At 69.9% G+C, this 25,771-nt stretch carries 24 protein-coding genes; 11 read left to right on the top strand and 13 right to left on the bottom strand.

The features are described 5' to 3' along the window. The 5 genes from QH470_RS38270 to QH470_RS19745 form a co-directional block, all read right to left on the bottom strand. A partial coding sequence (locus QH470_RS38270) for a DNA-3-methyladenine glycosylase (RefSeq protein WP_425302706.1) occupies positions 1-323 on the bottom strand: 323 nt, incomplete at its 3' end. A 77-nt stretch (positions 324-400) separates the two neighbouring features. After that, positions 401-718: a DUF3761 domain-containing protein gene (locus QH470_RS19760; protein ID WP_280273872.1), complete on the bottom strand. Its 318-nt coding sequence runs from the start codon at positions 716-718 to the stop codon at positions 401-403. 207 nt (positions 719-925) lie between these two features. Beyond that, on the bottom strand, positions 926-1,813 hold the full coding sequence (locus QH470_RS19755) for an RNA polymerase sigma-70 factor (protein ID WP_280273871.1): 888 nt from the start codon (positions 1,811-1,813) through the stop codon (positions 926-928). Between the two features lie 38 nt (positions 1,814-1,851). Then, on the bottom strand, positions 1,852-3,024 hold the full coding sequence (locus tag QH470_RS19750; RefSeq protein ID WP_280273870.1) for an NAD(P)/FAD-dependent oxidoreductase: 1,173 nt from the start codon (positions 3,022-3,024) through the stop codon (positions 1,852-1,854). Positions 3,025-3,173: 149 nt separating this feature from the next. Then, positions 3,174-4,028 carry an alpha/beta fold hydrolase gene (locus tag QH470_RS19745; RefSeq protein ID WP_280273869.1) on the bottom strand — a complete coding sequence of 285 codons (855 nt, stop codon included), beginning with the start codon at positions 4,026-4,028 and terminating at the stop codon, positions 3,174-3,176. Positions 4,029-4,249: 221 nt separating this feature from the next. Between QH470_RS19745 and QH470_RS19740 the strand changes: the two genes are divergently transcribed. From QH470_RS19740 to QH470_RS19725, 4 genes are read left to right on the top strand one after another with little or no spacing between them, the layout of a single operon-like run. Beyond that, positions 4,250-5,782, top strand: a complete 1,533-nt coding sequence (locus tag QH470_RS19740; protein WP_280273868.1) for a multicopper oxidase family protein — start codon at positions 4,250-4,252, stop codon at positions 5,780-5,782. A 15-nt stretch (positions 5,783-5,797) separates the two neighbouring features. Beyond that, the gene (locus tag QH470_RS19735; RefSeq protein WP_280273867.1) at positions 5,798-6,529 is read left to right on the top strand and encodes an ABC transporter ATP-binding protein; all 732 of its coding nucleotides are present in this window, start codon (positions 5,798-5,800) and stop codon (positions 6,527-6,529) included. Next, entirely contained in the window at positions 6,526-7,293 is a 768-nt protein-coding gene (locus tag QH470_RS19730; RefSeq protein ID WP_280273866.1) for an ABC transporter permease, read from the top strand. Before QH470_RS19735 ends, QH470_RS19730 begins: the two co-directional genes overlap by 4 nt. After that, positions 7,290-7,952 carry a TetR/AcrR family transcriptional regulator gene (locus tag QH470_RS19725; protein WP_280273865.1) on the top strand — a complete coding sequence of 221 codons (663 nt, stop codon included), beginning with the start codon at positions 7,290-7,292 and terminating at the stop codon, positions 7,950-7,952. Before QH470_RS19730 ends, QH470_RS19725 begins: the two co-directional genes overlap by 4 nt. A gap of 16 nt (positions 7,953-7,968) precedes the next feature. Here QH470_RS19725 and QH470_RS19720 read toward each other — a convergent pair whose 3' ends face one another. The 3 genes from QH470_RS19720 to QH470_RS19710 are packed head-to-tail and all read right to left on the bottom strand — an operon-like array spanning position 7,969 to position 11,022. Continuing rightward, positions 7,969-8,190 (bottom strand): Trm112 family protein, encoded by a 222-nt coding sequence (locus QH470_RS19720; RefSeq protein ID WP_280273864.1) that lies wholly within the window; start codon positions 8,188-8,190, stop codon positions 7,969-7,971. A 10-nt stretch (positions 8,191-8,200) separates the two neighbouring features. Beyond that, positions 8,201-8,761 carry a GtrA family protein gene (locus tag QH470_RS19715; protein WP_342228454.1) on the bottom strand — a complete coding sequence of 187 codons (561 nt, stop codon included), beginning with the start codon at positions 8,759-8,761 and terminating at the stop codon, positions 8,201-8,203. Between the two features lie 29 nt (positions 8,762-8,790). Beyond that, positions 8,791-11,022 carry a hypothetical protein gene (locus QH470_RS19710; RefSeq protein WP_342228453.1) on the bottom strand — a complete coding sequence of 744 codons (2,232 nt, stop codon included), beginning with the start codon at positions 11,020-11,022 and terminating at the stop codon, positions 8,791-8,793. Positions 11,023-11,267: 245 nt separating this feature from the next. Between QH470_RS19710 and QH470_RS19705 the strand changes: the two genes are divergently transcribed. Then, positions 11,268-12,362 (top strand): glycosyltransferase, encoded by a 1,095-nt coding sequence (locus tag QH470_RS19705; RefSeq protein WP_280273863.1) that lies wholly within the window; start codon positions 11,268-11,270, stop codon positions 12,360-12,362. Then, complete coding sequence (gene rffA, locus QH470_RS19700; RefSeq protein WP_280273862.1) at positions 12,352-13,488, top strand: dTDP-4-amino-4,6-dideoxygalactose transaminase; 1,137 nt, start codon at positions 12,352-12,354, stop codon at positions 13,486-13,488. Before QH470_RS19705 ends, rffA begins: the two co-directional genes overlap by 11 nt. Positions 13,489-13,499: 11 nt before the next feature. Here rffA and QH470_RS19695 read toward each other — a convergent pair whose 3' ends face one another. Both QH470_RS19695 and QH470_RS19690 read right to left on the bottom strand, forming a co-directional pair. Continuing rightward, positions 13,500-14,048, bottom strand: coding sequence for a GNAT family N-acetyltransferase (locus QH470_RS19695; protein ID WP_280273861.1), 549 nt, complete (start codon positions 14,046-14,048; stop codon positions 13,500-13,502). 44 nt (positions 14,049-14,092) lie between these two features. Further along, a complete protein-coding gene (locus QH470_RS19690; protein ID WP_280273860.1) occupies positions 14,093-17,050 on the bottom strand; it encodes an AMP-binding protein in 2,958 nt (985 codons plus the stop codon). A 496-nt stretch (positions 17,051-17,546) separates the two neighbouring features. On the opposite strand from QH470_RS19690, the gene QH470_RS19685 reads away from it, so the two are divergent. From QH470_RS19685 to idi, 4 genes are all read left to right on the top strand, one after another. Further along, positions 17,547-18,950: a family 2B encapsulin nanocompartment shell protein gene (locus QH470_RS19685; RefSeq protein ID WP_280273859.1), complete on the top strand. Its 1,404-nt coding sequence runs from the start codon at positions 17,547-17,549 to the stop codon at positions 18,948-18,950. A gap of 15 nt (positions 18,951-18,965) precedes the next feature. After that, positions 18,966-20,405 (top strand): family 2 encapsulin nanocompartment cargo protein terpene cyclase, encoded by a 1,440-nt coding sequence (locus QH470_RS19680; RefSeq protein WP_280273858.1) that lies wholly within the window; start codon positions 18,966-18,968, stop codon positions 20,403-20,405. Positions 20,406-20,473: 68 nt separating this feature from the next. After that, positions 20,474-21,346, top strand: a complete 873-nt coding sequence (locus QH470_RS19675) for a geranyl diphosphate 2-C-methyltransferase (protein WP_280273857.1) — start codon at positions 20,474-20,476, stop codon at positions 21,344-21,346. After that, complete coding sequence (gene idi, locus QH470_RS19670; RefSeq protein WP_280273856.1) at positions 21,343-21,894, top strand: isopentenyl-diphosphate Delta-isomerase; 552 nt, start codon at positions 21,343-21,345, stop codon at positions 21,892-21,894. Before QH470_RS19675 ends, idi begins: the two co-directional genes overlap by 4 nt. A gap of 22 nt (positions 21,895-21,916) precedes the next feature. Here idi and QH470_RS19665 read toward each other — a convergent pair whose 3' ends face one another. Further along, positions 21,917-22,645 carry a GntR family transcriptional regulator gene (locus tag QH470_RS19665; RefSeq protein ID WP_280273855.1) on the bottom strand — a complete coding sequence of 243 codons (729 nt, stop codon included), beginning with the start codon at positions 22,643-22,645 and terminating at the stop codon, positions 21,917-21,919. A gap of 81 nt (positions 22,646-22,726) precedes the next feature. Here QH470_RS19665 and ilvA point away from each other — a divergent pair, with 81 nt between their 5' ends. Beyond that, a complete protein-coding gene (ilvA, locus tag QH470_RS19660; RefSeq protein WP_280273854.1) occupies positions 22,727-23,950 on the top strand; it encodes a threonine ammonia-lyase in 1,224 nt (407 codons plus the stop codon). A gap of 4 nt (positions 23,951-23,954) precedes the next feature. On the opposite strand, the gene QH470_RS19655 is transcribed toward ilvA, so the two are convergent. Together QH470_RS19655 and argH are read right to left on the bottom strand one after the other, a co-directional pair. Then, positions 23,955-24,278 (bottom strand): DMT family transporter, encoded by a 324-nt coding sequence (locus tag QH470_RS19655; RefSeq protein WP_280273853.1) that lies wholly within the window; start codon positions 24,276-24,278, stop codon positions 23,955-23,957. 25 nt (positions 24,279-24,303) lie between these two features. Beyond that, positions 24,304-25,725: an argininosuccinate lyase gene (gene argH / locus QH470_RS19650; protein ID WP_280273852.1), complete on the bottom strand. Its 1,422-nt coding sequence runs from the start codon at positions 25,723-25,725 to the stop codon at positions 24,304-24,306. Between the last annotated feature and the right edge of the window lie 46 nt (positions 25,726-25,771).

Below are 25,771 nucleotides of genomic sequence, written 5' to 3'. Positions count from 1 at the left end.
GAATAGGGACGCGATGAGGGATCGGGCCCGCCCCCGGGGGGGGGGGGGGGGGGTGGGCCATGGATGTGGGGGTGTGGGGGGGGGCATGAGGGACGACCACCCCCCGCCCCCCCCCCCCCGCCGGGGGGCCCTAACAGGCGGCATTTGCGCGGGGCCGGCCGGGGGCGGGTGGGCGCGGCCGGGTCGTGCCACGGCCCGGCCGGGTCCCCGCCGTACGCCTCCACCTCGACGATTCGCACGGCGACGGGACCGGACCACAGGGTGGCGCCGAGCAGGCGGCGCGCGGCCGCGGGTGGTTCGACGGCAAGTTCCTCGGCAGACACAGCGATCCATTGTGCAGAATCGGCCCGGCACCCCGCGTGCCGGGCCGATCCCTCATCGCGTCCCTATTCGGGCCGGGTCACAGCCAACGGCTGACGCCGTCGTGCCCGGAGCAGGTGCCCCGGCGATGCTGGCTGAAGCTGTAGGTGCCGTCCTTGCACTGTGCGGTGGCGCCTTCGGGCGGCGTCGAACTCTGCTGCGGGCGCTGCACGCAGGCCTGGTCGACATTCTCGTACTCACCGGCGCCGCACACGTACTGGACGGGACCGGCGGTGGCGGTGGGCGCCACGAAGGCGGAGGTGGCGACGGCGGCCGCGAACAACAGCGGCGCCAGTCCGAAGGCGGCCCGCCCGGCGACCGCGGGGCGAGCCCGCCCGACGGCGCGGCGCATACTCATGAGCATTTCGAAATTCCTTACCGCAGAACACTTCTCATCAGGAGTGAGGCAATTTCCCCAGTGCGGATCACCCTAACTCGGACGACCGGCATAATCCGAGCGATCTTCCTCGGAGAGGACGAAAGACCCTGCGCCCCAATGACCAGCGTCATCCCCCGCCCGACGCCCCACCCCGGGCTCAGCCCCGCCTTACCCGCGACAACCCCGTCACAGAACGGCATCCCCGCCGCGGCGCAGGCCCTGCAATTTGTCCGGGTTGACCTGGAAACGGATGTTCTCGACGCGACCCTCGAGGATGTCGTAGCTCAGCGCGCCGATCGGCTGATCGCCGACCAGGACCAGCAGCCCTAGTTCACCGTTGATGATGGCCGGTTCCATCCGGGCCCCGGCGGAGGTGGGCTTGGCCATGGCGCCCAGCATCCAGCGTGCGACATGGTCGGGGCCGTGTAGCGGGCGGCGGGCCGCGGTGACCTTGCCGCCGCCGTCGTTCCACAGCGTGACATCGGGCGCGAGCAGCGCCATCAGCGCGTTGACGTCGCCGCCGTGCGCGGCCGCCAGGAATTTCTCCGTGACTTCGCGCCGTGCGGCCGCGTCGGCGTCGTAGCGCGGGCGCCGGGCGTGGACGTGCCCGCGGGCGCGGTGGGCGATCTGGCGCACGGTCGTCTCGGGCCGGTCGAGGAAATCGCCGATCTCGGCGTGCGAGAAACCGAAGACCTCGCGCAGTACGAAGACGGCGCGCTCGAGCGGGCCGAGGGTTTCCAGCACGACCAGCATCGCGGTCGAAACGCTGTCGGCGGTCTCGGTTTCCGCGGCGGCATCGGCCGTGGTGAGCAGCGGTTCGGGCAGCCACGGGCCGACGTAGGTTTCGCGCACGGCGCGGGCCGAGGTGAGGCGATTCAGGGACAGATTCGTCACGGTACGCACCAGATATGCCTTCGGGTGTTCGATCGCGTCGCGATCGGCGGCGTGCCATTTCAGCCAGGCGTCCTGTAGCACGTCCTCCGCGTCGGCGACGCTGCCCAGCATCCGGTAGGCGGTGCCGAACAGCAGTCGCCGGTGCGCGTCGAACGGGTCGGTGCTTACGTGGTCCGGCATGGTGTCATATTTTCCGGGCGGCGGCCGGTCGGCAAGGGTCAGCGGGTGGCCCGGCCGCCCTTGGACAGCGCCACCCGGACGTTCACCCGCTTGCTCATCGCGTAGAAGGGGATCGGGCTGCTGCTGACGCTCTCCTTGTAGACGACCGCCGCGCGACCGGTCAGGTACCAGCGCTTCGGGGTGTCGTCGGCGTGGGTGAACTGGATGACGGCGTCCCGGCGGCCCAGGCTGACCGGCTGGTGGAAGTAGCCGAAGCGGAACGGCTTCACCTTCTTGCCGCGCAACCGCCGGGCGATGGCGTCGGCGGCGTAGGCGGCGGTGGGCATCCCGCTCTGGCAGGTGCCGTGGATCTCGCCCCAGGCCTGGCGTACCGCGGCGGCGTCGCCGACGGCGTACACGTCGGGGTGCGACACCGAGCGGAGAGTGTTGTCGGTGACGATCAAACCCTTTGTGTCGGTGGCGATTCCGGCGTCCGCGGCAAGGCGGGGCACGCGCACGCCGGCGGTCCACAGGGTCAGGTCCGAGGCCACCAGTTCGCCGGTGGTCAGGCGGACGGCGTCGGGCAGCACCTTGGTCACCTGCACACCGACTTCGCGGACGATGCCCATGCGATCCAGCGCCGCGTCCAGGTAGGCCCGCGCCCGATCGCCCATCATCGACCCCGGCTCACCGGCCGCGATCAGAGTGACCGTCAGTTCGGGATGGCTCTCGGCGAGTTCGGTGGCGGCTTCGACGCCGGTGAGACCCCCGCCGACCACGGTGACGCGGCCGCGGGCCGCCGCGACCTCGGCCAGGCGCCGCGAGAAGCGGTGCGCCAGGCGCGGATCGTTCAGCGTCCACGCGTGCTCGGCGGCGCCCGGCACGACGGTGGTGTCGGTGGCGCTACCGAGGGCGTACACCAGGGTGTCGTAGGTCAGATCGGTGCCGTCGTCCAGCGTCACGCGGTGCCCGGCGGGATCGATGGCCGTGGCGGCGGCCCGGCGGAAGTCCACCCCCGATCCCTCGAGCAACTGCGGGATACGGTGATCGCCCAGCTCCTGACCTGCCGCGATCTGATGCATCCGCAGCCGCTCGGTGAAGCGCTCCGAAGGATTCACCAAGGTGATACGCACATCGCGACCCCGGGTGCGATGCGCCAGCCGGACGGTGGCCAGCATGCCGGTGTATCCGGCGCCGAGGACAACGATCTGGTGGATGTTCGCGGTGTTCATGATCGGCTCCAAGGGGGACGTCGGTGATGAGTCGCCCATGGGACAGGACAGCTACGAAGAACGTGACAGCCCACAACTGTGATCCACATCACTGCCCGTTCGAAGCCGCGCAGTAGAGGTTCCGGTCGCGCTTCGTTGTCGGCTGCCCGTCACGCTCCCACGTGTTTGCGCAGGAATGCGGCCAGCGGGGTGAGGACGGCCTGGGGGTTGTCGATGAAGGGCCAATGGCCGAGGCCGCCGAGGATGTGAATTTCAGCCTGGGGGAAGTGGTTTCGCTGTTGTTCGGCGAAGCGCACGGGGATGTAGCGATCGCCGGCGCCCCAGATCACGCAGGTCGGGAGGGTGTCGGCGGTCAGGCCGAGGTGCCGTTCGGGGAATGCGGCGGCGGGGTCGCGGGAGTTGCGGTAGAGCTGGAGTACCGCGCGCTTGTGTGCCCAGTCCGCGTAGCCGGCGATTCGGTCGACATAGGAGCGGGGCAGCGGGACGGGATTGTCGCGGTTGAGCGCGACGTGCATGGCGCGTGGGGTGCCGGCCAGTTGGAACAGCTCGCCGAGCACCGGGGTCTGCCAGATCTTCGCGTACCGGTGCCAGCGATATCCTTCGAGGACGCCGGTGTTGATCATGGTGAGTCCGGCCAGCCGCTCGGGGTGGTCCAGCGCCCAGCGCAGTCCCCACGGCCCGCCGAAGTCGTGCAGCACCAGATGCGCCCGCTCGACGCCGAGGTCGTCCAGCAGCAGGCCGAGGAACCGCGCGTGCCCGATCACGCTGTGCTCGAACGAACGTGGCCGCTCCGACCGCCCGAAACCGGGCATGTCCATGGCGATCACACGCGCGAATCCGGCGATCGCGGGCGCCAGCTCGGCCCAGTCGTCCATCGGCCCAGGATTCCCGTGCACGAACACCACGGCCTCCGTGGACCCGGCGGGCCCGCTGTCGTGCACGGCACACCGCACACCGCCGACCAGGCGTTCGGTCACCGCGAGCAGCGGTGCGGTTCCGATCATCGAGTACTCCCCCTCCTCCGTGCGCCCGTCGGTCGCACCACACGACCGGTCACGCCACCGACCGTACGTCGAATCCGTCCATCGTGCGCTCGCTTCGGCGGCGGCGCTGACCGGTCCGGCGAAACCCCGGCGCTCGCGGCCACCTTCTAGGGGGCGAACCCGGGACGAATTCCGGGCGCTTCCCGATTACGCGCGGCGATGCTCGGCTCTAGCGTCGAGACATGTCCTCCCGGCCGTCGCGAATGCGGCGAATGCTGTTCTGGCTCAGCGTATTCGCCGTCCTCGTCCTGGTCGGAGCGACGGGAGTGACGGCCTGGCGGTACTCCGAGGCGAAGGTGTCCACGGTCGGGACGGTCGTCTTCACCGAGGAACTCACCGTCCCGCCGTTGGCGCGGCCCCGCACAGAGCCGGACGGCACGCGCGTGTTCGAGCTCGAAATGCGTTCGGGAAGAAGGGAATTCCAGCCCGGCCAGGTCACCGAGACGTGGGGTTTCAACGGCGACTACCTCGGCCCGACACTGCGAGCGCGGCGCGGCGAGAAGGTACGCGTCGAGGTCCGCAACACCCTCGGCACGGCCTCCACCGTGCACTGGCACGGCATGCATCTGCCCGCGGCGATGGACGGCGGCCCGCATCAGCCGATCGCACCGGGCGCGCTCTGGGCACCCGCGTGGACCGTGGACCAGCCCGCCGCCACGCTCTGGTATCACCCACATCCGCACGGCGCCACCGAAACTCACGTCCAGCGCGGGCTGGCCGGAATGTTCCTGATCGACGACGAGTCCGCGGACCTCCCGCTGCCCAGCGCCTACGGGGTGGACGACCTGCCGGTGATCGTCCAGGACGTGCGATTCCGGGGCGCCCGGTTCGACCACAGCCACGGATTCCTTTCCGACACCGGCTTTCTCGGCGATCGGACGATGGTCAACGGCACCCTCGCACCGTACCGCGAGGTCGGCGACGAGCTGGTCCGGCTGCGGTTGCTCAACGCCTCGACCGCCCGCGTCTACAACTTCGGCCTCGCCGACGACCGGAGATTCACACTGATCGGCACCGACGGCGGGCTGCTGACCCGCCCGGCCGAGTTGGACCGGGTACAGCTGTCGCCCGGTGAGCGCGCGGAGATCGTGGTGCGGATGCGGCCCGGCGAGCGGGTCACGGTGCGCGGCTACCCTACCGACCTGGGCCTGAACTTCTTCAACAATCGATTCAGCGGTGGTGACGACACCTTCGACCTCCTCGAGCTGCGCGCCCGTCCGACGCTCCGCACCGCGTCGAACATCCCGGACCGCCTGGCCCGCACACCGCTGCCCGACTCCGCACCGGTCCGCGAGCGCACGTTCGACCTGCAACTGCCGGGCATCAACGGCAGGCCGATGGACATGGACCGCATCGACGAGACCGTCACCCGCGGCGACACCGAGACCTGGGTGGTGCGCAACACCGACGGCATGCCGCACAACTTCCACATCCACGACGTCGAGTTCGCGGTGCTGGAGGTGGACGGAGCGCCGCCGCCCCCGGCACTCACCGGCCCGAAGGACACCGTCCTGATCCGCCCGGGAAGCACGGTGCGGCTCGCGCTTCGATTCGACGGACCCGCGGATCCGCACACGCCGTACATGTATCACTGTCACCTGCTGTGGCACGAGGACCAGGGCATGATGGGTCAATTCGTCGTCGTCGACCCCGGGGTTGCGCCGGATCCGCATCGGGCGCACAATTCATCACACAGTGAATTCAACACACGATGAATAAGAGGGTGACCCATGACGGCACCGGATCCGTCCCCCGCCATCGCGGTCGAACACCTGCGGGTGCACCGCGGGGGACGTGAAGTCCTGCACGACGTTTCACTCACCGTGCCCCGCGGCTGCATCACCGGACTGCTCGGCCCGTCCGGCTGCGGCAAGACCACCCTGATGCGCAGCGTCGTCGGCACGCAGCTGATCGAGGCGGGCAGCGTGCGAGTGCTCGGCGAGGAGGCGGGCAGCGCCGGGCTGCGGTCCCGCGTCGGATACGTGACACAGGCGCCGAGCATCTACGACGACCTCACCGTGTCCGACAACGTCTCGTATTTCGGTGCGCTGTACGGACGTTCGGCCGAGGACGTCGCGGCCGCCATCGACGCGGTCGGGCTCACCCGGCACGCCCGGCAGCGCGGCAACCAGCTGTCCGGCGGCCAGCGCACGCGCGCCTCGCTGGCGTGCGCCCTGGTCGCCGATCCGGAGGTACTGGTGCTCGACGAACCGACCGTCGGGCTGGATCCCGTGCTGCGCGTGGAACTCTGGGAGCAGTTCCATGCCCTGGCCGCGCAGGGCCGGACGCTGCTGGTGTCCAGCCACGTCATGGACGAGGCCGAACACTGCGACCGGCTGCTGCTGATGCGCGACGGACAGCTGCTGGCCCAGCTCACCCCGGACGAACTGCGCGCCGACACCGGCGAATCGAGCCTGGAGAACGCCTTTCTCGCACTGATCAAAATGGGAGAGCCCCGATGACGACGACGGCCCCGCTGCGCTGCTACACCGCCACCTCCGCGCGCATCCTGCGGCAGTTGCGCGCCGACCATCGCACGGTCGCCATGCTGCTGCTGGTGCCGGCGCTGCTGATGTTGTTGCTGTACTTCGTGTATCGCGACACCCCGGCGATGCCCGGCGCGCCGCGGCTGTTCGACCGGGTGGGGATCAGCATGCTCGGCATCCTGCCGTTCATCGTGATGTTCCTGATCACCGCCATCGCGATGCAGCGCGAGCGCACGTCGGGAACCCTGGAGCGGCTGATGACGACGCCCCTGTCGAAACTGGACCTGCTGGCCGGGTACGGCACCGCCTTCTCCACCGCGGCCGCCGCCCAGGCCGGGCTGGCCTGCCTGGTCTCCTTCGGCCTGCTGGGGCTGAGCTCCGAGGGCAGTGTGTGGCTGGTATTGCTGATCGCCGTGCTGGACGCGATGCTCGGAGTGGCGCTGGGCCTGCTGGCAAGCGCCTTCGCGCGCACCGAATTTCAGGCCGTGCAGTTCATGCCGCTGGTGGTCGGGCCGCAATTCTTCCTGTGCGGGCTGCTGGTGCCGCGCGGCCAGCTGCCGGACTGGCTGGAGGTGATCAGCAACCTGCTGCCGCTGAGCTACGCCGTGGACGCGCTGCAGCAGGTGTCCCGGCATCCCGGCGTGACCGGCGAGATGTGGCGGGATCTGGGCGTCGTGGCCGGATTCGCCGCTGTCGCACTGGCTTTGGCGGCGGCGACGCTACGACGGCGGACGGCGTGACGGTGGGCGACGACGACGCGCCCGGCCCCGCCGCGAACGGCAACGGCGGGTCCGGGCGCAGCGGACGGCGGCCCGGCCGGTCCGGGACGCGGGCGGCGATCCTGGACGCGGCGCGAATCCGGTTCGCGGAGGTGGGTTTCGACAAGGCGTCGATCCGGTCCATCGCCGGGCAGGCGGGTGTCGATCCGGCGCTGGTGCACCACTACTTCGGCACGAAACAGCAATTGCTCACCGCCGCACTGGATCTGCCGCTCGACCCGGCGATGATCCGCGACCGCATCGCCGCGGCGCCGGCCGAGCAGCTGGGTGTGACGATCGTGCGCACGGTGCTGGGCATCTGGGACTCTCCGGTCGGCGTGCACGCGGTGGCGACCCTGCGCAGCATTCTGGGCGGTGGCAACGACCCGGCGCTGGCACGGGCGTTCCTGCTGGAGGTGGTGCTGCGGGATGTGCGGGAACGCGCGGACAATCCCCCGGGCACCGGCGTGCCGCGAGTGTTGCTGGCCGCTTCGCAGATGATCGGGTTGCTGATCGCCCGCAAGGTGGTCTGTGTGGAACCGCTGGCGTCCATGACCCCGGACGAACTGGCGGTCGTCGTCGGCCCGACGATTCAGCGCTATCTCACCGGCGACCTGGAGTTGCCTCCGGCGGCGGGGTGACAGCCTCGCGGCAGTGTCAGCGCTGGGCCGAAAAGGCCTCGTGCTCTTCGGCACTCGCCTCGCGCGCCTCGTCGACGAGCAGCACCGGGATGCCGTTGTCGACGGGGTAGGCGCGCCGCAGGCGCGGGTTGTACAGCACGGTGTTGCCGTCGCGATCGTGGACCAGCGACAGCGGCCCCTTGTCCTGCGGGCAGGCGAGCAGGCTCAGCAGGGTGGGGTCCAAGGTTTCCTCCGGCATGATCGACAACCTACCCGGCGGACGACGCGGGGCCGCGCCGTGGCCGCCGGAACGAGAAGTGCCGGTGCCCGAAGAAGCTCGCGACCGCCACCAGACCCATCACCACCACGGTCGCCGGCGTCTCCGGCAGGTCCAGGACACCGACCGCCAGTTGCACACCGGCCATGTTCAGCAGCATCCCACCGGAATTCACCAGCACGAACCGGACGAAGTCGCGCAGCGCGTGCCCGCGCACCCGGAACACCAGCGTCCGATGCGCGACGAAGGCGAACACGATGGTGATGCAGTAGGCCAGCGCCACGGCCGTCGCGGGCGGCCAGCTGTCGGGCAGCACCTTCAGCCACACCACGGTGAGCACCATGCCCAGCAGCGTGTTGACGCCACCGACGGCCGCGAAGGCGATCTCCTGGCGCCGGATCAGCCGCAGCAGCAGTCCGGGCGCGAGCGTCTGCGCACCGGACGAGTGCGGCTGCCCGTGCGCCTCCGGGCTCGAACCGTCGTCGCCAGAGGGCGTGCCGGACTTCGGACGACGCGGCAGACCCGGATCACCCTCGGGCAGCAGCTGCGACACCTGTCCGCGTCCTTCCGAGCCCGTCATGCTCACGGAAGCGCTTCCGCCCGTGGGGAACCGGCAGTCGTCGGTGCGCCGGGCTCGTCCCGTCGCCGCGACCGCAGGTAGAGCCATTGGAGCACACCCAGGCCGAGCAGCCCCAGCACCGCGGTGCCGATGCCGATCTTCCAGCCCGGCGGTCGCCAGGTCACGTCCAGTACCGCGTTCTCGGTGCCAGACGGGATATCCACGGCCACAAAGGATTTCGCGACGGTCGTGAACGGGATCTGCTTGCCGTTCAGCGTCACCCGATACCCCGGCCAGCCCAGCCGCGCGAACACCACGCGCCCGCCCGCCGCCGAGGACACCCGCACCTCGCTGGAGGTCTCGGACTCGGACAGGGAGGTGGCGGTGACCTCGTGCGCGTCGGCGACGCGGCCGTTCACCGTGGAGACCGGCCCGCCGGCCCGTTCGAGCACCCAGATGTACTTCTCGTGCCCGGGAGCGTCCACCCACGTCCAGCCCTCGGGCGGGGGCTGATTGCCCACATCGGGGAACATGGCCTTCTGCAGCACGACCCGGTCCAGCTTCATCAGGTCCGCGACGGTGCGCCCGGTGCTCGGCTCGGGCGTGAACAGCCGCCGGTAGGCGTCGGGGCAGACACTGGAATCCCAACGCATGCACAGCATCTCGCCGAACCAGTAGTGCCCGTTCGGGGTGTAGCCGTTGACGTAGTGCTGCTCGACGTCCTTGGCGTAGTTGCCGAACGCCAGCGAGCCGTACGCGCCGTCCAGCGTCCGGTCCCCCGGCTGCAGCAGGCCGCGGTCGCCGAGTTGCAGCGTGATGCCGTCGAACTTCGGGAACGCCGCCTTCGCGTCGGAGCGGTTGGTCGGCAGGTGCCAGCTCATCGGATTCGGCTGGACGCTCTCCACCTGGGCGTAGGCGATGGGGAACATGGCGACCATGGTCAGCAGCGCGGCGGCGGCCGTACCGCGGCTGCGCGCCAGCCAGACCACGGCGGCGCCCACCGCGGCCACCACCACCGCGGACAGCACATGCCACAGCACGGCGTGCGGATGCGCCGAGAACGTCCGCACCCACAGCAGCCCGATCAGCACGGCGCCCGCGACCGCGCGATTACGCCAATTCGACGTGGTGCCGAAGCGGCCCAGCAGCACGCACACCAGCACCAGCAGACCCAGCGCCAGCATCGGCAGCACCCGGGCGGGCCAGCGCAGCGGACCCACGGTGCCCGGCCCGGCCGCCCACATCAGGAACATGACCGCGAACAGCGCCACCGCCGTCAACTCGCGCCACGCCGCCCGCGCCCGGCCCCAGTCGATGAACGCCAGCGCCGGGATCAGGAACCAGGCGATATAGGTCATCGGCAGCGGCTGGATGTAGCCCCACCACGAGTTGAGCGCGGGCACCGCCGAGGGCAGGCTCGCGTTCAGCGATTCCGACCAGGGCACCGTGAGGAACTGGTCGTTGTTGATCTGAGAAGTGCCGCGCCAGCTCACCTTCGCCGACAGCATGCTCGGCAGGTAGGTCAGCAGCCCCGCCAGGCCCGCGCACACCGCGACCGCCGTCAGCCGCGCGACCGGCCGCCACTTGCGCTGGTACACGATCTCGCCGACGGCCACCGCCACGAGCATCAGCGCCGATTCCACCGCCGGGAACACATATTCGACGGAGATCGCCAGATACAGGAACACGAAAACAGGAATCGGCCCGCCCCGGCCCCGCGCGTACCGCACCGCCGACGCCCACGCGTGCACCATCCACGCCGTGCCGGTCAGCGAGGTCATCCAGCTGGCCTGGTCGAAGAACAGGAACCACCCCGTCAGCGGGAAGGCCACACCGGCCACCGCCGCCCACTGCGGCCGGCCACCGTAGGCCAGGCACACCCGGTACACGCCGAGCGCGGCGATGATCGCGAAGATCAGCTTCACCACCGTGGCGTAGACCGCGAGATTGTCGACCGAGGGCGCGATCAGATCGATCAGCAGCTGCGGCGGGTTGAACAGCCCCGCCTCCTCCATCGTGTAGTTCCCGGTCATCCACTGCTCGGGTATCAGCACCGGGAGCTTGCCCTCGCGCAGATAGCGGCCGAGCATCACCCACAGCGGGGTGTATTGGGATTCGGTGTCGTCGGTGAAGAAGTGGCGGGCATCGGCCAGCAGCACCGCCACATAACCGAGAATCACGCCGACCGCGGTGACCGTTCCCCAGCGGTAGATATCCCGGCGCGATCTGCCGCTCGGGGCCGATTCCGGAGCCACGGAAGGTTCTGCCGCCGCAGAGGGTTCGGCCGGCGCCGTCGACACTGCACTTTGCACCACGAGTTCCAGACCCTACAGGGCGGCGTAACGGTTGGCATGAACCTGTTCGGGGGCGATGATGTCGGGATGCCTCGCCGCACCGGAGACCGCACCACGCTGCGTGTTAGAGTTCACCGCGATTCGGGCTCTGTACTGAAACGAGGAGTTCCGGCGCGCACCGTCGTCCCCGAAAGTCGAACCAGCTGATGCCGATTCCCTCTGCCGCTACCGAACCGGCGCGGTCCAACGGTCACCCCGGCCGGGCGCACGCGGTCTCGGTCGTCGTACCGGTGTACCGGGGCGAGGAGACCATCGCCGGACTGGTCGCCGAATTGCACCAGTTGGCCGAGCCCACCACCACTCCCGCCGGAGCGACCTTCACCGTCACGGAGATCGTGCTCGTCCACGATCACGGGCCGGATCGCTCGGATGTGGTGCTGCGGCAGCTGGACAGCGACTACGAGCGGGTGCGGGTGGTCTGGCTGAGCCGCAACTTCGGCCAGGACGCCGCCACCATCGCCGGCATGGCGGCCGCGCGCGGCGAGTGGATCGTCACCATGGACGAGGACGGCCAGCACGATCCCGGCTTCATCGGCTCGTTCATCGATACGGCGCTGGCGCAGCGCGCGGACCTGGTCTACTCCAAGCCGACCAACACCCGGCCGCACGGATTCCTCCGCAATCTCACCTCGCGCGGGGCGAAACTGGTGCTCGCCACGGTATTCGCCTTCCCCGATTCCACCCGGTTCGAGAGCTACCGGCTGATCCGCGGCGACATCGGGCGTCAGCTCGCCGAGGTCGCCTCCAACGGCGTGTACCTGGACGTGGCGCTGACCTGGGTGGTCGACAACGCGGCGCAGGCGCCGGTGGTGCTGCGGTCGGAGGGGCGGGAGGAGTCCGGCTACAACTACCGGCGGCTGTTCTCGCTGTTCTGGAAGATGGTGCTGTGCAGCGGGACTCGCGGGCTGCGGCTGGTCAGCATGCTGGGTGTCACGCTGGCGCTGGCCGGGCTGGTGTACGCGGTGATCATCGTGTCGCAGGCGGTCTTCGGGCCCGGCGACAACCCCGAGGGCTGGGCCTCGACCATCGTTGTGCTGCTGCTGGTTTCGGGGGCGATCCTGTTCTCGCTCGGTCTCATCGCCGAGTATCTGGGCGTGGCGCTGCACGTGCTGGTGGGCAAACCCCTTTACCTGACGGTAGATTCGCCCACACCGCGCCCGGACGCCGGCACCGCCGAGCATCGCGCGCCGGCCCTGTCCACGACCGCAGCGATCGGGGGGAACGACCCGGGTGAGCACTGACCGCATCATCTTCAGCCGGCCCTACCGGGCCGCCCAGGAACTGGCCAATCTCGAGGCCGTGCTGTCGTCGGACCAGAGCCACGGCGACGGCCCGTTCACCGCGGCGGCCACCGCGAAGCTGAAGACGATCACCGGGGCTCCGCACGCGCTGCTGACCACGTCGTGCACGCACGCGCTGGAGATGGCCGGGCTGCTGCTCGAGCTGGGGCCCGACGACGAGGTGATCGTGCCCAGCTTCGCGTTCACCTCGACCGCGACCGCGATGGCATTGCGCGGGGCCGTGTGCGTCTTCGCCGATATCGATGAGCGCGGCAATCTGGACGCCGATTCGGTGGCCGCGGCGATCACCGCGCGCACCAAGGCGATCGTGGTCATCCATTACGGCGGCGTGGCGGCGGAGATGGACCGGTTGCTCGCGCTGGCCGACGCGCACGGACTGGCCATCGTCGAGGACAACGCGCACGGGCTCGGCGGCACCTGGCGCGGGCGGCCGCTGGGCAGCATCGGCACCGCGGGCGCGCTCAGCTTCCACGACACCAAGAACGTGCACTGCGGCGAGGGCGGCGCGGTGCTGCTCACCGACGAGATCCTGATGGGACGCGCGGAGATCATCCGGGAGAAGGGCACCGACCGGGCCCGGTTCCTGCGCGGCGCCGTCGACAAGTACTCCTGGCAGGACATCGGATCCAGCTATCTGCCCAGCGAACTGAACGCGGCGGTACTGGACGCGCAACTGGCGGAGTTCGACCGGATCCAGGCGGGCCGGTTCCGGGTGTGGAACGCCTACGCCGCCGGACTGCCGGACTGGGCCGCTCGCAACGATGTGCGCCTGATGGAGGTGCCGTCCGACCGTGAGCACACCGCACACCTGTACTACCTGCGCACGCCGACCGAGCGGCGGCGCGACGATCTCATCGATCACCTACGCGCACAGGGCATCTCGGCCCCGTTCCATTACGTCCCGCTGGACTCCAGCCCCGCCGGGCTGAAACTCGGCCGCACCCCGCACCCGTGCACGCGCACCGCCGAATTCTCCAGCACCCTCATCCGTCTCCCGCTCTGGCCGGGCCTCAGCGACGCACAGGTCGCTCGGGTGATCGAGGCGGTCACGGCGTTCCAGGTCTGACGCCGGCGCCGTCAGGCGGGGAGGTCGCGGCGCATGCAGCAGCGGGGCCAACGGTCCAGGCCGTGGTCCGCCTCGGCGGCGCGTAGGGCGCGCAGGCCGGGGGTTTCCTCGTCGGCGGCGAGGCGGCGGAAGCCGAGACGTTCGTAATACGGGGCGTTCCAGGGGACTTCGGTGAATGTGGTCAGGGTGAGGGCGGGCAGGGCGCGTTCGGCCGCCCACGCCGCCAGATGTTCGATGAGCGCTCGGCCGATGCGGCGGCCCGCGTGCTCCGGGCGCACCGAGACCTGCTCGATGTGGGCGTTGCCGTCGATGATGTCGGCGATCAGATAGGCGATCGGACGGTCGGCGGCGTCGGGATACACCCACGCCCGGCCATCCGTGACGAACGTGCGCAGATACCCCGTCGACGGCGCCTCGTCCTCGGCCACGGCCGTCATGCCGATCTCCGCGAACGGCCGCCCCGCCGCCTCCTCGATGTCTTGCAGTAGCGGCAGTTCCTCGTCGGTGGCGAGGCGAATCGACCTTCCCGCTACGCCCAGCTTTGTCATGGTCTCGTCCACACCTTCATGCTGGCGCATGGAGATCGACCGATTTCCTCCGCCCCTCAGGCGAGCAGGGTTTCCAACGCCTCGGGGGTGAGCACCTCGTAGGTTTCGGTGGCGCGGTCGTACCACCAGGTGTTCTCCCCCGGCTCCAGGCGGACGGCGGCTTGGACCGCGCGGGTGGAGGGGCGGTAGGTGGAGCTGCGGGGGATCTCGTCGACCACGAAGACGAGGTCGGGGCGCTGGGCGGGGTCCAGCGCGCGCAGGCACTCCGTGACGTCCTTGGGTACCAGGTGGTAGCCGCGGCGGACACTGACGGCGGCCACGGCCAGCATGCGCTCGGACGCACCCGTTCCGGCGCGCAACCCGAAAGCCACCTCCAGATCCACCGCGGCGATGTCGTTGAGGGTGTCCACGATGGGCTGGGTGAAGACCGGCCCGCGGGCGGTAGTGATGACCGTGTCGCGGCGATCCATCAACCAGTAGTCGCCGTCGCGGTCGCGCCGGAACAGGTTCTCCGTCGGCACCCAGGCGTCGCCGGGCGTGAACACGCCGCGCAGGCCACCGCGCGAGATGTCGGCCGTGTCGGCCGCCTTCCCGATCAGCAGGCCCACCTCGTTGTCGGCGGCGCGGCGCGCGAAACCCTGTGCGTCGGTGCGGATCTCGTCCGTCTCGGGGTCGTAGCAGACCAGCTCCACCCGCGCGGCGCCGGGCACCGGGCGGCCCTTGCTGCCGATCTTGGCGCCCGCCACGTTGGCCAGCACCACATCTCCCTCGATGGACGCATAGAACTCGAGAACCCGTGCGGGAGCGAATCTCTCGGTGGTCCGCCGCCACAGCCCGGCCGGCATGCCGGAACCGATGAACAGCCGGATCGGATGCGAATGACCGTTGGGGAAGGTGTCGGCATCGAGGATGTCGCGCAGCATCGTCCAGGTGTAGGTGACGACGGTGACGCCGTATCGGTGCACCTCCTCGGCGAACCGCGCCGGATCCAGCGAGCGGGCCAGCGCGATCCGGCTGCCACCGGCCACCGCACCGCCCAGACTCACCAGCAACCCCGACGAATGATGCAGCGGCGCCAGGCAATACACCGTGTCGCCGCGGTCCAGATCGGCCGAACCGGCCGTGCCGAACGCCGACACCGCCCACCGGTGGTTGGTGATGTACTTGATGTCCAGCTTGTCGCCGGTACCCGTCACCAGGACGAACGCCAGCTCCCGCGCGAGCCCCGGATTCGGGCGGAACCAGCCGGGCAGCACCACCCGCGACGGGTCGATCTGCTCGAGATCGGTGACCTCGCACCCCGGCGGCACATCCAGGCCGCGCGCGTCCCCGCCGCCGAGCACCAGCACCCGGGCGCCGGTGTCGGTGGCCGCGCGCAGATTCTCCGGATCGGCGAGGATCGTCTTGGCGCCGGTCACCTCGACCGCACGCCGTAACTCGCTGCCGGGCGCGAGCAGCACGGCCACCGCGCCCAGCCGCGACAGCGCCGCCACCGCGGCCAGCGCGCTCGGCCTGGTCTCCATCAGCACGCCGACCCGAGTGCCCGGCCGCACGCCGACCGAGATCAGGCCGCGCACCACATTGTCGATGCGCACGTTGACCGCGGCGTTGGTGTGCACGCGGTCGTCGAAGAGGAACAGGTCGCGCAGCGGCGCCCGGCGCGCCTGCTCGGCGAGCAACCGCCCCAGCGAGATCCGGGTGTGCGGCTGGATCATGCCCAGGCGGGTCAGCCGCGGCAGTGCCCGCGCCGCCTCGCCGGTCAATTCCATCGAGCCGCGCAGGGTGCTGCCGGCGATGCTGCCGAGCGCCGCGCCCAGTCCGGCGCCGGCCTCGGCGAGCCCGGCGGCGGTGTGCACCACGCGGGTCGCCGCCGAGCGCGGGCGGTTGACGGCGGCGTGCTCGTACATCGGCGCGATCTGGTCGGGCAGGTCGCCGCGGCCGCTGAGCCAGCTCACCCAGTCCCGCACCAGCGGCCAGGTCTGGGTGGTCGCCGTCGACCCGGCCACCAGGCCGAAATGCCCGGCGACCAGCGTGGCCTCGTAGACGTCGGCGTTCGGCGCGGCGCGCAGGACGCCGCGCACCGCGGCGGGCTGGCCGATGTCGTCCACCTCGCCGACGAAGGCCAGGATCGGGCACCGCAGCTCGGCCAGCGACACCGGATGGTCGCGAATCACGAAGCCGCCCAGCATCATCCGGTTGTGCGTCACGAACTGCTTGAGCAGGTCGGCGGCGGCCGGACCGGAGTAGCCGACCCAACCGTCGTGCTCGAGGAACCGGCGCTGGCGCTCCTTGGGCAGCAGCGCCTCCCGGTCGTGCAGCTGGCGCAGGAAATCGATGCGGGCCTTGGCCGTCTTCACCGGGTCCAGCATCTGGAAGCCCAGGCGCACCATGGAGTCGGTGATGGGCAGCCGGGTGAGGACGTGGTCGGCGACGAAATCGGCGACGTCGGACACCAGCCCGTGCGGCAGCCCGAACGGCAGGCCCGCCACGATGTCGACGGGGCTGCCGAAGGTGACGATGCTCTCCACGCCCTTGCCGTAGCGGTAGGCGGCGGTCTGGTAGGCGAACATGCCGCCCTGCGAATAACCCATCAGGTGCACGCCGTGGCCGGTCAGCTCGTTGACCGTGTCGATGGCGCTGTCCAGGGCCAGCACGTGGTCGGCCAGGTCGCGCTGCCAGCCGCCCTCCTCGCTGGCGGGCGACCCGAAATCGATGACCCAGCAATCGATTCCGGCGCGCTGCAGGATGCCGACGGCGCCGCCCTCGGCATTCACGTCGTAGATGTCGGCATTGACCATCAGCGGCGGCACCAGCAGCGCCACGGGACGGCCGGGGGTGGTGTCGTCGGGGAAGTAGTGCCGCAGCCGGTACATGCGCTTGCGCTCGGTGACCTCGTACGGCGACGACTCCACGTCGTGCGCCAGCCCCCCGAAGCGGATCACCTCGAGCCCGTTCTGCGCCGTCGCCACCAACCGCTGCACCGACCGCGCGACGAACCTCGTATCGAACCTCACGGAAACTCCCAGCCCTCGCCCTGCACGTGACGCCCGTCACAGACCCCTGCGCGTCCAGATGAGCTTGCCACATCATCAGCCTACTTCGCGGGCATCGGACCGGACGCATCCGGCAACGAGCGGTTCGCCCGTTCGTTACGAGCGGTTCGCCGGTTCGTTGCGATGCCCACCGGCGACTCCTCGTCCTGTCTCCGCACGCGGCGGCACGTACCGCCCCCGACGCGCCGAGGGCATTCGCCGCCGACGCGCCGAACAGCTGAACGGACGGCCGAGCGATCACCAATCGTTATGGCACAAGGTTTTTCACCTCGGTTCGCGAATTCCGCCACATCCTGTCGGTGCCGGGACTTACTATCGATTCGCTGGAAACGCGCTGTCGCGCATTTAGTTTCGCTCGAGTGTCAAGTTGAGCAGGCCCCCGGCCTGCCGTATCGACCTGTCTCCACCACCGGCGCCGTCGCCGTCGCCGTGGCAATTACGAGGTGAGGACCGCAGCATGACCATCGAACTGCCGGCACAGACCGAGAACCACGTGCAGAAGAGCCTGTCCACCGGTGCCGCACACCAACTCGCGCACACCACCAAATCCGAACCGCAGATGCAGGGCATCAGTTCCCGCTGGCTGACCCGCATGCTGCCCTGGGTCCAGGTGCACGGCGGCATCTACCGCGTCAACCGCCGCCTGACCCACACCGTCGGCAACGGCGAGGTCGAATTCGCCGTCGACGGCGGCCAGGCCCGGGTCATTCCCCTGGAGTTGCAGGAACTGCCGCCGCTGCGCGGTTTCGACGACGAGGAGGCGCTCGGCGCGCTCGCCCGGCAGTTCGAGCAGCGCGACCTGGAGCCGGGCACGGTCGTCGCCGAATTCGGCAACCCCATCGACCAGCTCCTGCTCATCGTGCACGGCAAGCTGAGCAAGCTCGGCACCGGCGAGTACGGCGAGACCACGCGGGTCGGCATCCTCGGCAGCGGTTCGTATTTCGGCGAGGACGTGCTCACCGACGACGACGCCATCTGGCCGGTCACGCTCACCACCGTCACCCGCACCACCCTGCTCGCGCTCCCCCGCGCCGCGTTCGAGCGCACCCGCGACGAGATACCGGCGCTGAGCGAGCAGCTGTCGCGCTTCGCGTCGGCGCCGTCGCGACCCCAGAACAACCACGGCGAGGCGAATATCGAGATCTCCTCCGGGCACGCGGGCGAGCCGCTGCTCGAGGGCACCTTCGTCGACTACGACGCCGCCCCGCGCGAGTACGAGCTGGGCCTGGCACAGAGCGTGCTGCGCGTGCACACCCGCGTCGCGGACCTGTTCAACGAGCCGCACAACCAGATCGAACAGCAGCTGCGGCTGACCATCGAGGCCCTGCGGGAGCGCCGCGAACACGACCTGGTCAACAACCCCGACTTCGGCCTGCTGCACAACTGCGATCTCAAACAGCGCATCTACACCGAGTCGGGCGGCCCCACCCCCGACGACATGGACGAGTTGCTGAGCATGCGGCGCAGCACGAAATTCTTTCTGGCACACCCGAAAGCGATCGCGGCGTTCGGGCGCGAATGCACCCGTCGCGGCATCTATCCGGACCCGGTCGAGATCGACGGCAACCGCCTCCCGGCCTGGCGCGGCGTGCCCATCTATCCGTGCGGCAAGATCCCGGTGAGCGACAAACACACCACCTCGATCCTGGCCATGCGCACCGGCGAGAAGGAACAGGGCGTGATCGGCCTGCACCAGACCGGCATCCCCGACGAATACGAGCCGAGTCTCAACGTGCGCTTCAAGGGCATCGACGACCAGTCGATCATCTCGTACCTGGTCAGCTGCTACTACTCGGCGGCCGTGCTGGTGCCCGACGCGCTGGGGATCCTCGACAATGTCCTCGTCGCCCGGCACGACTGACGGGAGTGAGCAGCCATGTCGGTGCTGTCACGCGCCGCGGCCCCGCCTGCCACCGGCGAGCTGGCCGCGGTCGTCGCCAAGCTTCTGACCAATCTGGACCACGCTCCCCCGGCCGTGTTACCGCTGCCGGACAACCCGGAAAGCCCCTCGGAAAGCCCTGAGCCCCAGTCGGTTTCGTCACCATTCGCGGACATGGTCGACGCCGTCACACCGCATCGCCTCTTGGGGCCCACCGGGCTCGGCGCGTCCGGCCTGCTATTACGGCCGCGGCGCGACGCGGACGACGGCGAGCGCCCGCTCGGCTCCGGCCCGCCGGAGCCTGCGGGCGAGCCGGGCGAGTCCCCGCTGAGTCGCCTGCTGTCGGGGCACACGGATCTCACCCGATTCGGGCACCGGACGGCGACACCGGCGCACGCTCCTGCGGACGCCGGGCCGTCCGCCGAAGGCACGGGTCCGACGGCGGAGGCCCGCGATATCCCGCCGCTGTACTGCCCGCCGCCGCTGCGCGACAATCCGGCGCTCGCCACGGCGGTGAACGAGGGAATCCTGGTGTGGGCCGAGAGCATCGGCCTGTACGAGGGCAATCTGGACGAGCTGCGCAAGGCCGATTTCGGGCGGCTGATCATGCTCGCGCATCCGGACTGCGACGACCCGGACCGGCTGCTCGCCGCCGCCAAATGCGCGGTGTCGGAATGGTCGGTAGACGACTACTACTGTGAGGAGGACGCCGACGACCGCGCCCCCGACGGCAGCCCGTCCAGCGCCGCGGCGGAGCTGGGGCCGCGACTCGAAATGGCCGCGGCCGCAATAGATCCGGTGCACCTACCGGCGGAGTATCAGGAGCGGTTGGAGCGCGCGCTGCAAGCCGATCCGATTCTGCGCGCATTCCGCACCTCGTTCGAGCACCTGTCGCACTACGCCACGCCGGCGCAGCTGGCGCGGCTGCGCACCGAGATCGGGGGCTGGTTCATCGCGCTCGGCGCGGAGGCGGGCTGGCGGACGGCCGGGCGGATGCCACCGGTGTGGGAGTACCTGGCCAACCGGCAACCGCACAGCTTCCTGCCATGCATGGCCCCGATCGACGTGCTCGGCGGCTACGAGCTGAGCGCGCCGGAGTACACCGATCCCCGCGTCCGCCGCGTGGTCACCACGGCCGCACTGGCCGCGCAGATGGTCAACGACCTGTACTCGATGGCCCGCGAGGATCTGTCGAACGGCCGGGAGTTCAATCTGCCGACAGTGCTTGCTGCGGAAGAGAACTGCCCGCGCCGGGAGGCGGTGCGGCGCACGGCCGAGATCCACGACGAACTGGTGCACCGCTTCGAAGGGGAGGCGGCGGTGCTAGCCGCCGCGGCCACCCCCCAACTGCGGCGCTTCCTGGGCGGCCTGTGGGGCTGGATGGGCGGCAACCGCGCCTGGCACGCCGACAGCCGCCGCTATCACGACCAGAGCTGACGAAACCGTATTTCGATATCTCATTCGCGCACGACCCGGCACTACCAGGTTCGAGAGGATGATCTGCGATGACGATGCTCGACCGCGAGACCGATGGTGTCCTGCACAGCAGTTACCAGCGCTCGGTCGCCGAATATTGGAACAACAACCCCAACGACGACCGGGTCAACATCAAACTCGGTGACGTCGACGGGCTCTACCACCACCACTACGGGATCGGCGAGCCGGACTGGTCGGTGCTGGAGGGGCCGGACGACACCCGGCAGGACCGGATCGTGCGCGAACTGCACCGGCTCGAAACCGCCCAGGCCGACCTGCTGCTCGACCATCTCGGTGACGTCCGCCCCGGCGATCGGCTGCTCGATGCCGGCTGCGGGCGCGGTGGCACCAGCATCATGGCCAACCAGCGCTTCGGTTGCCGGGTGGACGGCGTGACGATCTCGGAGTACCAGGTCGGCTTCGCCAACGATCAGGCCCGCAAGCGCGGCGTCGCCGACATGGTGCAGTTCCACTTCAAGAACATGCTCGAGACCGGCTTCGACTCGGGCAGCAAGCGCGGGATCTGGACCAACGAGACGACCATGTACGTCGATCTGCACGATCTGTTCGGTGAATTCGCGCGCCTGCTGGAACCGGGCGGGCGCTATGTCTGCATCACCGGCTGCTCCAACGACGTAACGGGCGGCAAGTCGTCCTCGGTGAGCTGGATCGACGCCCACTACGGCTGCATGATCCACCCGCGCGGCGAGTACTTCCGGGCCTTGGCCGCGAACGGCCTGGTCCCGGTCGGCGTCACCGATCTGACCCCGGCCACCATCCCCTACTGGGATCTGCGCACCCATTCCGAGCTGGCCACCGGTGTGGAGAAGCCGTTCCTCACCGCCTATCGGGAGGGAAGTTTCCAGTATTTGCTGATCGCCGCGGATAAGGTAGGTAGGTGACCATCGACTCGACGATCGACCGCGAGGCCCTGCCCGTCGAACTGGTGGACGAACAGGGCCGCGCGGTCGGCGCGTGCCCGGTGGCCCAGGCGCACGCCGCGCCGGGCCGCCTGCACCGCGCATTCTCGGTGTTGTTGTTCGATGCCGACGGGCGGGTGCTTCTGCAGCAGCGCGCCGCGGTCAAGACCCGATTCCCGCTGTTGTGGACCAATACCTGCTGCGGCCATCCGGCGCCGGGCAGCGACCTGGCCGATGCCGCGGCGGAGCGGCTCGTGGAGGAGCTGGGGATCTACAGCACGCTGTCCGAGGTGGGCACGTTTACCTACCGGGCGGCCGATCCCGGCACCGGCCGCGTCGAGCACGAATGGGATCACGTGCTGGTCGGCCGGTTCGACGGCGCGCCCCCGCGTCCCGATCCGGCGGAGATCGCCGACTACGCCTGGGTGTGGCCGAGCGACCTCGCCGACGCCATGGTCGCCGATCCGCAGCGTTATACGCCTTGGTTGTCCGGGGTGCTCGGGGTGGTCGAGAGCGTCGAGGTCGAATAGTGCCCGGGGGAATGCCGTCGCGCTAAGGCCATGCGAACGAGACGCCGTCCGGTGGTGCGAGGAGGCCGGTGTCGGTGGGCAGTGTCGCCAGTACCGACTCGAGCCGGGAGTGGTGGCGTTGCGCGACAGTGAGTAGTCGCTGCACATCCTGGGCGAGGAAGGCGTCCAGCATCAGCGCGTGGTCGGTGTGCAGCCGCACGCGGTCGGCCCGCGACACATGCACCATCGACTGCACGGGTTCGGTGATGTTCCAGGCGGATTCGAGCAGATGCAGCAGCCGGAACATGCGGGAGGGCCGGGACAGGGCGAGGTGGAACTGACGAGACCGGCGGTGGTAGCCGACCGGATCGTCGTCGCGGATGGCCTGTTCCAGCGCCGCGTTCACCTCCAGCAGCGCGGCTCGATCCACGGAGGTGGCGTGGCTGACGGCCGCGGCCAGCGACGCCTCCTCCAATGCCTGGCGGACCAGGTACATCTCGCGCAGTTCGCTCGCGGTCAGCTGTGCCACCGTGTATCCCGAATGCGGTTGGTGCGCGACGAGGCCCTCACCGATGAGTATCTTCAGCGCCTCGCGGACCGGGATGTGGCTGACGTCGAACAGTTCGGCCACCTCGCGCAGCGGGATCACGGTGCCCGGCGGCACCGCGCCGTCGAGAATCACCCGTCGCAGTTCACCGAGGATGATCTGCGGCCGGCCCGGTTCGTCGACCACCAGCTTCGCGAGTAACGCCGAGCGTCGTCGTGGAGGCATGTCGTGACGGTATGGCGGCGGTGTTTTCGGCAGCGGTCGCCGATGTGACGATCACGAAACGATCGGCAATCGTCTGGCAGCATGTCGGCCATGGAATCCATCGGGTTGGACCACATCGAGGCGGCGGCGAAGCAACTGGCGCCGGTCATCCGGCGCACGCCGCTCGTGGCCTCCCGGGTGCTGTCGGAGCGGACCGGCCTCGAGGTGCGGCTGAAATGCGAAAACCTGCAGCGCACGGGCTCGTTCAAGCCGCGCGGCGCCTACCACCGGATCGCGAATCTGCCCGCGGCCGACCGGCGGCGCGGCGTGGTGGCGGCCAGCGCCGGTAACCACGCGCAGGGCGTCGCCTGGTCCGCGACCACGCTCGGCATCGACTCGACGGTGTTCATGCCCATCGGCGCCTCGCTGCCGAAGTTGGCCGCCACCCGGGCCTACGGCGCCACCGTGCACCAGGTCGGCGACAGCATCGACCGATCCCTCACCGCGGCAATGGATTTCGCGGAACAGACCGGCGCGACGTTGATCCATCCCTTCGACCACCCCGATATCGTCGCGGGCCAGGCCACCGTGGCGCTGGAGATCCTGGAGCAGTTGCCGGAGGTGGGCACCGTCGTCGTGCCGACCGGTGGCGGCGGGCTGCTCGCCGGGGTGGTCGTCGCGCTGCGCCACCTGGCCCCCGAGGTCCGCGTGATCGGCGTGCAGGCCGCGCAGGCGGCGGCCTGGCCGGAGTCGCTGGCAGCGGGTAAACCCGTTGCGCTGGAACGGATGTCGACCATGGCCGACGGAATCGCGGTAGGCCTGCCCGGCGAGGTGCCGTTCGCGCACGTCGCCGATCGGGTGTCGATCGTGACCGTCGACGAGGACGCGCTGTCGAGCGCGCTGCTGCTGTGCATGGAGCGCGCCAAACTGATCGTCGAACCGGCCGGGGCCGCCGCGGTCGCCGCGCTGATGAGCCGCGCCGACGAACTGGATCTGCGCGGCCCGGTGTGCGCGATACTGTCCGGCGGCAATGTGGATCCGCTGTTGCTCACCCGGCTCATCGGGCACGGGCTGAGCGCGGCCGGGCGTTATCTTGCTGTGCGCGTGACAATTTCGGATCGTCCCGGGAGCCTGGGCAGGCTCCTGGCCGCGGTCGGCGACACCGGGGCGAGCGTGCTCGATGTCGTGCACTCGCGCACCGGGGCCTGGCTGGCCATCGACGAGGTCGAGGTGCTGCTCACCCTGGAGACCCGCGGCGCCACCCACCGCGACGACGTGCTGGACGCTCTGGAAACCGCGGGATACCCGGTGCGCGTACAAGATTGAGCGATCAGTGCGCGGCGCCCAGTTCCAGGGCGAGCACGCCGAGAATCACCAGCCCGATCCCGCCGATCTGCACCGGGGTCAGGCCTTCGTCGAGGAACAACGCCCCGATGGTGGCCACGGCCGCCACCCCGATGGCCGACCACACCCCATACGCGACGCCGATGGACATCCCCCGCTTCAATGCCTGCGACAAGAAGAAGAACGCGCCCGCATACCCGACCACCACCACGATCGAGGGCGTCAGTTTGCTGAACCCCTCGGACAATTTCAACGACACCGTGGCCGTCACCTCGGACGCGATGGCCAGCACCAGCAGCAGGAAGGTCATGGCCGCAGGATAACCGGCGCGCCTGTCAGGACAGCCAGGCGCGGGCGGTGGCGGTGGTGGTGCGGACTTCCTCCAGTTGCCGGGCCACCTGCTCGCCCGCCGTGCCGCCGCGGGCGTTGCGCGAGGCGATGGAGCCCTGGACGGTGAGGACCTCGCGCACCTTCGGGGTGAGGGCGGGGTCGACGGCCGCGAACTCCTCGTCGGTGAGTTCGTCCAGTCCCACGCCGCGGGCCTCGGCGGCGCGGACACAGCCGCCGGCGGCCTCGTGCGCCACGCGGAACGGAACACCTTGGCGCACCAGCCATTCGGCGATGTCGGTGGCCAGGGTGTAACCGGCGGGGGCCAGTTCGGCCATGCGGTCGGTGTGGAAGGTCAGGGTCGACATCAGGCCCGCGATGGCGGGCAGCAGCAGCTCGAGCTGGGCGACCGAATCGAACAGGGGCTCCTTGTCTTCCTGCAGGTCCCGGTTGTAGGCCAGCGGCTGCGCCTTCAGCGTGGCGAGCAGGCCGGTGAGGTTGCCGATCAGGCGACCGGCCTTGCCGCGAGTCAGCTCCGACACGTCCGGATTCTTCTTCTGCGGCATGATCGACGACCCGGTGGACCACGCGTCGGCCAGCGTGATGTAGCCGAATTCCGGTGTGCTCCAGATGATCACCTCTTCGGCCATACGGGACAGGTCCACCGCGATCATGGCGAGCACGAACGCCGCCTCCGCGGCGAAGTCCCGCGACGAGGTGGCGTCGATCGAATTGGCCGCGGCCGCATCGAAATCCAGGTCGGCGGCGATCGATTCCGGGTCCAGGCCCAGCGACGACCCCGCCAGCGCGCCGGAGCCGTAGGGCGACACGGCCGCTCGCTTGTCGAAATCGCGCAGGCGGTCGACGTCGCGCAGCAGCGGATGGGCATGGGCGAGCAGTTGATGCGCGAGCAGCACGGGCTGCGCGGCCTGCAGGTGCGTCTTGCCCGGCATGACCGCGTCCGGGTGCGCGGCCGCCTGCGCCACGAGCGCGTCCACCACGTCCAGCACCCCGGCCGCGACCCGGCGCACCGCGTCACGCAGCCACATCCGGAACAGCGTCGCCACCTGGTCGTTGCGCGACCGCCCCGCCCGCAGCCGCCCACCGAGTTCGGTGCCGACGCGCTCGATCAGCCCGCGCTCCAGCGCCCCGTGCACGTCCTCGTCGGATTCGGCCGGACCGAACGCACCCGACTCGACGTCCGCGGCGAGCCGGTCCAACCCGGCGAGCATGCCCGCGAGATCACCGTCGGACAGCAGCCCGGCCTTGTGCAGCACCCGCGCATGCGCCTTCGACGCCCGGACGTCATAGGGCGCCAGCACCCAGTCGAACTGAGTCGACTTGCTCAGCGCGGCCATCGCCGCCGCCGGCCCGGACGCAAATCGCCCACCCCACAGCGCCCCCTCATTGGTGCTGCCGCCCTGCGTCATCGCTCGTCGTCTCCTCGTGTCGCGATCATCGGAATGTGCACGCGCG

Origin of the sequence: Nocardia wallacei (genome assembly GCF_029868745.1) — a bacterium.
Classification (GTDB): domain Bacteria; phylum Actinomycetota; class Actinomycetes; order Mycobacteriales; family Mycobacteriaceae; genus Nocardia; species Nocardia wallacei_B.
The sequence above is the reverse complement of the archived record's forward strand: the minus strand, read 5'-3'. Positions and strand labels throughout refer to the sequence as shown.